General features: G+C 37.7%; 3 protein-coding genes. 2 read left to right on the top strand and 1 reads right to left on the bottom strand.

Annotated features, from left to right (window positions below; genetic code table 11):
• The first annotated feature begins 11 nt into the window (after positions 1 to 11).
• Positions 12 to 1,097: a hypothetical protein gene (locus BM265_RS08145; protein ID WP_074961085.1), complete on the top strand. Its 1,086-nt coding sequence runs from the start codon at positions 12 to 14 to the stop codon at positions 1,095 to 1,097.
• A gap of 28 nt (positions 1,098 to 1,125) precedes the next feature.
• Positions 1,126 to 12,630: a hypothetical protein gene (locus BM265_RS08140; RefSeq protein WP_074961084.1), complete on the top strand. Its 11,505-nt coding sequence runs from the start codon at positions 1,126 to 1,128 to the stop codon at positions 12,628 to 12,630.
• Positions 12,631 to 13,027: 397 nt separating this feature from the next.
• Here the strand turns inward: BM265_RS08140 and BM265_RS08135 are convergent.
• Positions 13,028 to 13,303 (bottom strand): hypothetical protein (locus tag BM265_RS08135; RefSeq protein ID WP_074961083.1); only part of this gene is annotated, 276 nt, incomplete at its 5' end.

Below are 13,303 nucleotides of genomic sequence, written 5' to 3'. Positions count from 1 at the left end.
AGGCTTTTCCAGTGAAAAGGGTGACAAAGTTTATAAAAAAGCATTTAATACCCATATGGATAGTTGTCGCGATTCTTGGAATAGCTTCAGTTGTTACTTTTGCTGAATATATGGCACATAGCAACAGAGCAAAAAGGGTTGCTGCAAATGTTGCAGGTGCGGGACAACCGTTTGATTCAAATTATCTTGCTACAGGTTCACCGCTGCTTAGCAACATACCTTTTCCGGCAGGAACGGAGGGGAATTGTCCTATAGATATTAAAATATGGAATTATAATCGTGCAAACACTCAGAAGACATATAAGGGGCCGCTAACATATGATTTGGTTGCACAACTTGTGAATATTAGAGGAGAATTACTTGAAAATGGTGCTCTTGGAAGTTACCAGATAGGAATAAGTAGCGATGGTGGAACAAACTATACTTATTTTTCAACCTATGACGAAGATGATGGGTATTATCTTTTGGTTCAGGATGACCGTCTGTTTGCTCCAAATGCAAGTGGAGTATACGAACCTACGGAACATGGGTATGTTCTAAGTTTTCCAACAGCTTTTTTAACTGATTCTCCGGGAATATATGTAAAAGTATCAGCAATTCCATCAGATACAGAAAAACTTAGTACTATCAGTGCTATATTTGGAGTGACTGTTCAGGAGGAAACACTGTCAAGGGTTTGGGAAGGCCGCTTTAATGAGGACACTTCTAGAACGGATTATGATAGTTTTAATTATGTGATTTCTGGAAGCGGTGAATCCAGTATTACATTTTCATGGTGTACGGATTACCTTCAGGTAAATGAATTTAATCTTGATGATTATAGCTTTACCGCAACCAATTCTACCAGAACTGAGGGTGGAGTTACAACAAACTGGAAAACAATCACAATTACTGCAAATTCAAGTGATACTTATAATTCTTTAGGTGTCTTAGTTACGCCCGGAAAAAGCAGATATGATTTTCAGTTGTATATGACAACTGCTCTTGAGAATTCTTTGAATAATACGATGAGTGCACCTGAGGCAACATATACTGATTATTGGGACGTTGTTAACAGTTATGTTGATTTTTCTGCAACGTCGGTTTCAGGAGAGTAAGTGAACTAATTGTTGGAGAGTGATATATATGATTCAAAACAAGAATAAAAAACATCCTAAATCGGATCATATAAAAATACACAAAGTGGGCAGAAGATACTCATACTTTAAAAGAGTAATTAGTTTTGCTATTGTCTTTGCTATGGTTGTTAATCTTATGCCGATGCAACTTCTTTCGGATATATTTCATATAGATATCTCTATGAAGGTTATGGCTGCTTCGGAAAGCGATATTATTTATGATTCGACCACGCATACGGTTACAATAGGTTCTCCTGCAGATTTAGTAACATTTTCGCAGGTTTATGCTGCGTATGATCCTGATGATAATACAACGATTGATCATTCTGGAGATACGATTTCTATCGCATTCGGATCAGGTAATTCGACAGCACTTATGACCGGTTATATACCACTTGGAACATCGTCGAATCCATTTAAAGGTACCCTTAAAATAGCAACATCATCTTCTTTAAACATTTTCAGACTGGATGATCCGTTCTTTGATTATGTCTGCGATTCGGCTTCCATTATTTCTACAGAAGATTTAACGTCAACGACTATGGAAATCATGGTAACCACAAATGATACCATGAAACCTGTTCTTGCGAATCACGTTGTTCACGATTCAGAACATGATTGGGAAAATGATTCTGTTCATGAGTGGAGCGTGAAAAAGAGCATATATATACCGAACGATCCAGGTGAGAATACCCATGCATACACTACTGCCGGAATAATTGGACAGATGGATGAAGATGCGCAACTCATTATAAATGTTGAAGATAATGTCAAGCAGAGCGGAACTGGTATAGATTTTCCAAATGCTAATATTAATGGAAATACAGATATTGGTTATATCTGCCATGTCATGGATAAAGGATCTAAACTTACCGTAAAAACCGCTGGTGGTACAAATAATGATTATACTATTACTACATCTTCGGGTAATGCCGGTGGTGTAGTTGGTGTAATGCGTGAAAACTCGGTTCTCACGATGCAATGTAACATGAATAAGATAAATGCTTATGTTACTGCGGGCGGAAGCGGTAACTATGCAGGTGGTATTGTCGGAAAATGTGATGGCGGAACTATAGTACTTGATAGCAGTGTCTTTAATTATACAGATTCGGAGAATAATAGCAAATATCAAATTGGTAATGTTATTACCGGTGTTGCTGGTTCCGGTGGAGTAGCAGGCTACTACAGACCTCTGCTTTCTTCTGGAACAAGTACATTCGATGTATTACTATACGATACTTCATCTGCCCGTGTTGAAGGAGCCGGAAATGTAGGCGGTTTATTTGGTGTGCTTGAAAATAAGACAGTTGTCAATGACGCTGATGCCGCAGGCGGTGTTATTACAATAACTGATTCACAGAATAAAGTAAATACTATTACCGCAAACCATACAACAAGTGCTTGTAACAATTATGGTGGATTAATCGGTTTGTATCAGGCATACAATCTAGCGGATACTCTTGTAATACAGAATGTGTCTGTGACATCGTCTATCGGTGCAAGTATTTATTATAATTTTTATGGCGGAGGTATAGGATTAATTGATTCAACAGCTGCCGGTTCAAATAGCAGTGCATATGTGTTATTTTCGGGAACTGAGTTTACAGTTACAGCTGGAAATGATAAAGACAACAGCAGCTCGAGAAATTATGGCGGACTTGTTGGCCAGGCAAATAATAGTTTTATTGACACTAATAATGTTTCAACTGCAAATGGCAGTAGTTTTAAAGGCGGCGGATTGATAGGCTCTATTACAGATGGTGTGTTGAGACTTTCAGGGACTTCAACATTAACTGGTAGTGTTTCCAATAATTCAAACTATAGTGGTCAGTTGGTAGGTTTCCGTGATGATTCGGTTGTTTTTGCGGAATCCGGATGGCGTTATAACAGGATGACTACTTGTTCTGTTGATGATATAGGTGCATGGGGAGAGGTTATTCGTTTTAATGGAGGAACTGCATCTACTGATGAAGGAACAGGACATACTCTTAAAACAGAGCTGATTGAGACAGGTGGAAATGCAGTTCTTACTGTCGATGAAACAGCACATACCATAACCATAGGAGCGCATACAGTTACAACGGATTCTGAGACAAGTATTTCAGATACTTCCTTGGGCTCGTTGACGGACTTTGCAAAGGCAGCACTTTGTTTTACGATTGACGCAAGTAGTGCGCCTGCAATCAGTTTTGCTTCCGGAAGTTCAAGTTACAGCGTAATTAAGAATGCAAATATTTCTTTGACGGCTGATATTACCCTTTCTGGGACGGGATTAACAGGTTTAACAAGAGATAATGATTCAGCCGATAATGCAAGTGTTGCTGCTGCAAAATGCGTTTATTCAGGTCATTTTGATGGTGGTAATCATACAATCTATCTTTCAACTGGAGAAGCATTTGGATACAGAAATGATAGTGAACTTTCAGATCACTCCTCTCAAGGAAATGGTAAGATTTATTTCCATAAATATAATGGGTTATTTGGAATTCTGGATAGAACATTTTCAGATAGTTCAGATTATTCTATAAAGGATGTAACATTTGCTGGAAACACCTGTATCAGTGCCACCAGAGCGATGTATGTCGGTTCTGCTGCCGGAAGAGTCACTAATGATTTTAAAACATCGAATGTTCACAGTAGTACTGTGTTCAATTATGGCGGATCTTCTGTTCTTTACCTTGGTCGTCTTGTTGGTGATTGTAGCAGTTCTATAAATTCGATTAATATTTCGGGAACATCTTCTTCTGAACTGAGTGTTTTCTCAGGCAATGTTACTGGTAATAATTCCAACTCTGATTCTTGTATTGGTGGTGTTATAGGAATAATCAGCCATGCTTCCAATGAGACAGAAAGCTGGTATTTCAGCAATGTCAAGTCGATGGGTGAAATCAAAAATACCAATGGTAATATAAGACAGCAGCTGGGTGGATTAGTTGCTGTAATTAAGAGTTATTCATGGCTTGGTACAACAGATAGTGAAAATGCTGTGTTTAACAGCAGAACCTTAACTTTAAATGGTGTTGTAACAGATGGATTGATCATTCAAGGAAAATTAAAGAATACTGAAAAGGATCATGCTGTAGTATCTATGGGAGGACTTCTGGGCTACTCATGGTTAAATACAGATGTGGTTTTTGCAGATGTTGATGTAAATAATTCATCGAAGGTTTCTCTTATCAGTACTAATAGCAATAAAGGTGATTTTGCTGGCTTGGTTTATGCAGCAACAGGAAAATGGACTGTAACAGATCTAGATATAAATAGTATAGTTATTGAAACAACAAATGGAAGCGGAAATGCAGGAAGCGCCCGCTCATTTGGCATGCTCGTAAATAAAGGTTTTAATGGCGACCCTGCGAGTACAGGAAGTTCTGCAATATATATGCTTTTACCGAGTACTTCATCATATTCAATTACAAGCTGTACATTTAATAATATGCCAACACCGGGAACAAACTTTGACTTTGATGAATTAGTAACCTATTCGGCATATTATAGAAATGAGTACAATGAAAATGGGCTTCCGACAGGAGATCATATTCCATATCCAGAAGGAGATGAAGACAATCTTTATATACTGCAGAATGGTTGTGGTGTTATTTCCATAAGGACATCGACGGCTTCTGGACTTGTAATGAATGATTCGTCTGCAAGCAATAGTTATGCTGCACAGACATCTTTGGGTGTTTATCCTAATCCATATAGCAGATATTACTATAACCTTGATTTGATAACATCAAATGATGCTTCGGATCTTACTACACCGCAGAAGAAGTTGATGAGCTGGGCGCTTTCTGTATACGCTCACAGGAGTATTAAGACAAACTTTACAAGCACTTTTACGGATGGAAATATAGAAAACCTTGCTTATGATATGACTGGTTATAGCTGGTATCCGGTCGATATTGATACCAGTGGAGATAAAACCAATGGTGGATTCTATACTTCGTCTGTTTCGGAGAGCGTTACAACATACACCTGGCATTCTGTAAATAACACTAAGGTAAATGGCACTTTTACTTTTGCTAATAAAGAGTTCGAGTTAAGCGAGAAAGCAAAGTATGATGCTAATATTTCGTCTGAGTGTGACCGAACTTCTCTCTACTACAGTTCATTATTCCCGCATACACAGCATTATCTTCTTCATGAAGGGTTGTTCCGTAATGTTAAGAATACATTAAGAGTTGGAGCCGTTACATTGAATGGCAATATAGGAGCAGTTGTAGTTAGTGATAATACTGCATCTATTTGCGGTGCTCTTGTGTGTGGCAAGGTTGAAGGTAAAGATGCTGATCATCTTGCTAAGGTTGATATGACAAGCGGATCTATTTCTTTGAATGGTATTTCTGTTCATAATCTGTCTGTAGCAACAGGAACGTATGGAACAGTTAGTTCAGCTTATGCTCCCCTTTTGATAAATAAAAGTGGAAAGAACACTTCTTTGACAATCAGTAATGTTTCAAATACCACTGCTTATAATTCTGGCTCTACTACATTGTATGCTGCAACAAGTCTTATCGGTGATGTTGGTTATTCTACAGCAGATGATGTAAATATTAACTTCTCTAAAATAAAATTGGATGCCAGAGATTCGAGTGCAGTTATCAGCGATACGGATCTTTCAGGTTCTACGGGTAACTTTAATTCGATGTATAAGACCTATCATGCGCTGTTTACTAAGGCAACACTTTTGCATTCATTTTCTTACGCATCAGGCTCAGGCGTATATAACTACTCGTGGGCAGCTGATTGGGATGCCAATAATGATGGAAATGCAGATACAACTCATAATGGTAATGTAACATACGGTTTGGAACTTTGGGATGGATCTGATAGTGCATCAAGTATAACGAATAGTTCATCTGGAAGAACACAATATATAGGTCAGGAACATTGCTATTCCGGATCATCCACATATACAAGTCCTAAAGCATCAGACGCTACCAGTCCGTATAATTTTGCGGGCTTTCTTCCGTATGTCTATACAGCGTATGATGAAGATGAATCGTATTATCAGATAGAAGTCAATCATGCAGTAATTGTTCTTGACGGATGCGGAACATACAATGATCCTTATGTTCTTGCTACGGGAACAAAGCTTATGACCGTTGCTAACTGGATAAATGGTGGTTCTTTTGCGGGTACACAGGAAATATGTGTCCCTAACGGACTTAAGAATTCAAATTATAGAAATACTTTATGGTGTAATAATGATCATGTAGTATTCACTTCTGATGGTACAACATTTAAGGATTCCAGCAATAATGAAATAACTTTTGATGATATGCGGAAATATCTTGCAGGAGCATATTATATTATTGACGCTGATTCTGAAACAGAAACGAATCCTGAAACAGAATTAAAGACGGTAGATTCGATAACTATTGAATCTGGTTTTAAAGGTTTTGGAAATACGACAACAGCTGCGAACCGTTTCAGAGGTGTTATTGATGGAAACGGCAAAACAATAATTAATGAAACGGGTTATCCGCTTATCTATTATAGCAATGGTAGCGTTGTACGGGACGTGACAATAAATGTCACTGGCGATGTTACACTGTATGGAAATAATAACTCTTTTGAAACTCCTGTTTCTATATCTAGTTCTAGCACTACGAGTGGAACAAAAGTTACAACTACTGTAACATCTTCCGGAGGTAATGAGGCTTATGGCGCTGTTATAGGCCGTATCATGGGTGGAGATAATATTATTGATGGTGTTCAGTTAGTATTAGGTAGTTCTAGCGATAAAATCAACATTAACATTCGTGGAAATTCATATAAAGATGAAGTAAATACAAGTAATTCATCAATAAGTGTTAAAACATATGGCAATTATGCGCAGCTTGTTCCTGTTGGTGGATATGTTGGTGTTGTTGTAAATGGTGGTCTTGTTTTCAGAAATATGAGCCGTAGCAATACATATAATGAAACGCTATTTAGCAATGTGAATTTCAGAGCAGTAGCTAATAGTGCAGTTGATACTTCACCAATGAGTGATAGTAACAATGAGTGGCTCTATGTCAATCCTATTGTGGGTCGGGTTATTGGTGGATACGTAATTAATGAATCGACTGATAATAAATACAGACCATATGAAGATGGAACAAGAACATTTACAGGCGGAACGACTAATGAAACGGATACCTGGTCTGATGGTGCGGTGACGCTAAAAAATGGAACCAAGCATTATTCTATAGCTGACGTAGATTCTACAAGTGCAGGAGGGAAACTCGGCGTTACAAGTGGCAGAGCTATTACTGTGCCTGACGGACAGAGCCTATTTATGCTTTCTTTAATTACCAATGGTGGTATGGGGATTAAGTCAGCTATTCATAATAAAGGAACTGATGCCCCTGGTAATGTTACGCTTGGAACGAAGACTGGTTACTATGATGGTTTCTACACAGTTCGAAGTGCCTCCTATTCTGATGTTGGATGCGGAAAGAGCACGTCAAGTTCTTCTTATCCGGATTTCTTGACATATGCAGCTAAAGATAATTATTATGATAGTTTTAGTGCGACATATGGAGGGTTTACAGCAAACTATTATAAGAACTATCGCTATAATCCGTATATTATCCGTAAATATACACAGGAAACTACTGATGTAATTAAATATAAAAACGCATCTAATGTGCAAAACACAGTTGTAAATGGCGAAGGCGGAGATCCGGTTTATTATGCTGGAATAATTGCTAATGGAACCAACAATTCATCAATAACTTTAAGTGCTTCAAATTCAACATATGTTCTCCCGGATGGATTCAAAGGAATTAACAGAATTCTGAGGAATGGAATAACAACTACCAGTGTTAATACTAGTGCCATATTGTACGTTAATTCTTTTAATGGAAATGGCAATACTATTTCTCAAAATACAAGTTATGTATATTATCAAAAAGCTAATAGTGAATTTGATACATATTATAATCCGTATAATAATCAGGACTCAAATGGTTTGGGATTGTTTAATTGCTATGCTTCAAGTGCAAATGCGACAATAACAAATCTTAAACTAAAAGGAATCGTAAAATGTCGCCTTATACAGAGTAGTAAATCTGATGGCGGCGAAGTAGAGAACACAAAAGATAATGTATTTGATAAAGGTTTTGTTTGTTCTGTGGGATCGCTTTACGGAACAAACTATGTGGGTGGCAAAACCTATACAATTAATTCTGTTGCATTAAATAATGTTGATGTTTTTAGTCCTAAGTATGCTGGTGGATTAATTGGAAACAATGCAGTAAACTTGACTTTAAATATTCAGAATAATGCTCTAGCTGGCGGTGCTGGTTATGACTCTTCTCAAATTAGAGTACATTCTGGAGTAATAGCAGGTGGATTGTTAGGTAGAACAGGTAATAATCCAATTACTTTTTCTTTGGATTACAACGATAAATATTTTAGTATCACTGAAATTGTAAGTGACTGTCAGGGAGGAATAACAACAGATTATTTTAACTTTGGTGTAGGTGGCTTGATAGGTGTATTAAGAGCAACTGGTACCCAAAGTGCCCAATGCACGATTAATAATATTAAAATTGGTAGTGATGACTCTTCCTTGACAACGCTTTCTTATGTGACGAGTGATAAGGCTAATCTATATGCCGGTGGTATGATAGGAATTATCAATCGAGCATGGATGAAAATGGATGATTGTGATGTGTTTAATTTGCAGGTCGAATCTCCTTTGGCATCTGGAGGACTTATAGGGCATTGGGCTACAAGCGGTGGTCAACCAAGCGGTGGAAACAATTGGACCAGAAATGCGAACATAACAAACGATAGACAATCAGAAATCTCGAATGTTAGCATATCTTGCACGATTGATGGTTTAACGCCATATATAAGGAGTACAGGAACAACAGTGTATTCTTCTGCAGGTGGTTTTCTTGCATCTGGTAAGGAGGATTTGTTTGATACGTATTTTGTTAATTGCAGTATTAAGGGATACTCTATATCTGGAAATGTTGCCGCCGGAGGTGTTGTTGGTATTTGGGGTGACACATCAACAAAAGGAGCGTCAAATTTTGATCAACATATTTTGATACTTGATAATGTTGAAGTCTCTGATTGTAGCATTACATCTAATGGTAGCGATATTACGAATATTGATAGTAAGGGCACTACAATTGGAACCATACTTGAAGGAAATGCAGGTGGACTGGTAGGAAAACTAAGTAATGGAACAACGGATCAAACATCAAGGGACGCAAGTGGTGGAAGTAGCCAAAATGGAGAAACGTTAGGTAATTACTATATCTATGGGTACAATATTTTGACCAAAAATATAGACCTAACAGGCAATAATATGGGCGGTATTGTTGGAACCAATGCTAATTCTAAACATAACTGCATTATGATTGCTGGCTTTTCCAGACAGGATTCAAGAAATGTGCCCAATATTACTGAGGCGATGATTGGAAGATCATTCGATTGTAGTGCATATACTTTTTCTACTACAGAAACAGCATCAGGTGGAACTTATATAACTCCGGCAACTAATAACTATTATGGGACAAAGCTGATTTATAATTCTTCGACAGAAACCAATGATAAGTTTGCCGGATACGTTGTATGCGCGGATTACGAAGGTCTTAGTTTGGAGAACTCAACAAGAAAGACTACTTGGTCTGATTTTGCTGAAAGTAATACACACAATGTTACAATTGGGTCACCGTATGTTACATCTAGCGGTTTTACTATCGTTGATAATGGAAGCCATTACCTCACGGGTGATGGAGTAGATTATTATACGCATGAAGGAGAAGATGCTCCGATTATCGACTACAGCCATTCAGCTATCGGTCACATTCTTGGTGATGTTGTTAATTACTCAATTTCTGGAGACACAGTTACAGCAACACCATTAACTGCGGAACCGAAGAGGTATGCTTTTGCATATAGTCAGATTGAATCTTTGAGCAGTGGCTCTACAGGAACACTAATTAAAAAGTTGTATACCAACAATAAGTATTCCTCGTACAATACAGAACTAAGTACATTTGCGGGCCCGACGAATGATTTCCCTGTTCTGGTTGTAGATGATGTCCATGCGGCAAACACAACAGAACTGATAAATAATTATATCAGATATCTGACGAACACAGATTTCAATTATGCTCGAAATTCGCTTGGTAATACTGAGAATGCTGAGATGAATACTGCATCAGAAGTGTATCGTATTGTAATTGGAACTTGTGTATGGGATGATGAGAATGGTGTGTTCAATTATTTCGCTACTGATCCTAATCTTCTCCAGTCAAGTGGTCAGTTTAAAATGAAATCCGGTTCCTATGATAACGGTGGAAGTGTTGGCCAGTTTACACTTGTTGATGTTCAGTACATGGATCCAGGTGATACGACACATACGAATGTTGCGTTTCATCTTTATATTCCGGTTGTTGTGGAAAAAATAATGCGTTACGATTTCAGAGCAACTTTCCTTACTGGAACAAGTTATGTTAAACAGCCATATTTCAATGAATGGAATGACGCAACTGGTGGTAATTCTCTTATAGAGAATATTGGTAACCCTGTAACACTTGAAATGCATTATACATACAAGAAAACCATTTCTGAATGGAATGATATGGTAAATTCGGGAGAAAGTTTTCTGTATACATATTCTAAAAAGATGCAGGTTATAGATGCTACCGGACGTGGATTGCCTTCAGGTACTCGTATGGTGCTGGTTGATCCTAATGTGGGTAACAGATTTTATTATGGAACTACTTCGGTATATCAAAGCGGAACAAGTAATTATCTGAACCTGAATTTATTCCATGTAAATAAAGATGGAACGGGTGATGCGTTTACTTCAGTTTATATGAATGATTTCTTTGATGTATCGGTTTCTGATGCGGGTGGAACTGGAAAGTATGATATTGTTACTCTTGCTGAAGGTGTAGATGCAACTGTTGCAAATTATAAGAGTGCCGGTGCTGTTATTAGAAATGGAGATGTATATTACAAATATAAAGAAAATGGAGATGGAGCTTATAACATCTCGATAGCGTATAAAGATGGTGTTTGGGATTCTGATACCGAGTCAGCAAATTATGGCTATCTTGGTGAAGACTATTACATTTCATTCTTTACGCCGGTATCGGATAACAATTTCTATCATTTGGAGTTTTTTGATCCGGGTACATTTAATTACTCAGCATACCCTTCTGTTGTGGATACTAATTATCATTCACATCTGCTTACTGGAAAGATATTTACGAATGACTTTAGTATAACAGAAACTAATACGACCACAAAAATGTCACTTGCTTCTGAGTCTTTAAATGATACTATTTCAGCGCAGCTAACTGCAAATGTCGGCATAGAGAGTTCAATCCGTACGACTATTTATACGTACTTGGGATTTGATTCCGTTAAAGTTTATCAGAGTTTCCTTCTTTCATTAAATATGCAAAACAGTGCTTCAGATCAAATCAGGGGTATTCAGGTAAGACCTAAGGTTAGCTTTGGAACAGAAGGGTTCAAAATCAATAATGGTGAGGACATTAGCGATAGTGTCAATGTAATCGTTGGATCAAACTTTATAGAATTCAGAGATGGTGTTGACCTCAGTCCGTATCTTCAGGCAACATGTAATACTTCAAATGCAGCATACGGACAAAATGTTGTGATACAAACAACTGTCAATTTGAAATACGATAACAAAGATGATATGGAAGATCAATTCCCACTTAGAGATACTTCTGAGGAGAACAATCATTCATCCGTGATTGGTACAAAAATGCTCGGTTCTTCGAACCTGTCATCTAGTGCTACATCTGCAGCGTATTCAAAGACAGTAGATGAGAAATGGGGTTCTAGAGGCCTGCTATACTTTATTACAACTTCCAGCAAAGCTAAACTCACATTGAATTCTGATGATTCAGGCAATCAGAATGGAGAGTACTATCAGTTAGGCATCAATGCCAGAGATATGGACTCAATTGATTCGGCGAATGGTTATGTGCCGATGAAAATGCGCGCTTTCTATGATGTTTCTGATGTCGGTGAAGCGGATAATGCAAGAGGAATGAAACTGATTGTTACAATTCGCAGAAAGGATGATTATACAGATACCGGAGTATTGACGATAAATGAATATGTGACAGATCTGGTAATAGGAGATAAATACTTTGATACCTTTGAACCGGAGAATGAGGGAGATGTATATTCTTCTACTGTTACTACAGCTTCATCGCCTTCGGCAACCAGTTATGTTTATGTGATCCAGAATCCTTCTTCAACCATGAAGTATGTTGCGGATGATGGAAAGACATATTACGAAATACCGTTGACACTTTCGGTATTTACAGGTACGGGCAGTTTGTTTGAAGGTGATTCAAGTCCTGCGTCAAAATACTATTCAAATTACATGATAGATTTGAAGGCAGAATTATACTATGATACGGACTGTGAGAATTATATTGAAGGAACAACGGATAATGATCATGTAATATGGACGAATGCAAAAATACTAACAGAAGTGATTGATCCGGATTAATACTGTCATCACTAACAAATACCAAACGGTGGTTAGGCGAACACAGCCGGAAAATCAAATAATTTATTATCAACAATAACACCCCAGGGGAAGAGAAGATTAATACTTTTCTACTTTACCCACCGGGGTGTTATTTATTATTAGCGGGGACACTTTAGCGGTGTAAATGGGTGGAGTAAAAGGGACGGTGTGTGACTACTATTGTAAATATTTTTTAAACTTGCAATAGGCATGTTGATAAAACGCTAGCAAGAGACGATTTGATTTACACAAATGCCAAGTTGCTTGTAGATTATATTAAATCTGAATAAAGCTTAGTGTTTCGTAACCGTCAAATATCCCGCACCCAATAAAATATCCGACCCTGCAAGGAATCAACATCCCTGCAGGGTCAAATTTAATCATCACCATTGAATTTGAGATTTTTATCTACATACCTGATCATGTCTTTGTACTCGATCTCAGCTTTCTTCAGCTTGATCGACATCAGAAAATGCAGGAATGCATTAGTCTTTTCAGACTGATACGGCTCAGCCTGAAACATGTTATTGCATTTTGTGCAGGCAAGACTGGGTTCATGCTTTATCGTGAATTCATTCCTGTGACCTTGAAATGTATGAATCGAGGTCTCACTTATCTCGAGTTTCAGCGGTGCATTGCAGTAACAGCATTT

This window comes from Hominimerdicola alba, from assembly GCF_900112155.1.
Taxonomy (GTDB): Bacteria; Bacillota; Clostridia; order Oscillospirales; family Ruminococcaceae; genus Hominimerdicola; species Hominimerdicola alba_D.
This window is presented reverse-complemented; position numbering and strand designations above follow the sequence as displayed.

Coding starts and splice junctions, on each gene's coding strand:
- BM265_RS08140 (WP_074961084.1), top strand. CDS start 1,126: ATGATTCAAAACAAGAATAAAAAACATCCTAAATCGGATCATATAAAA.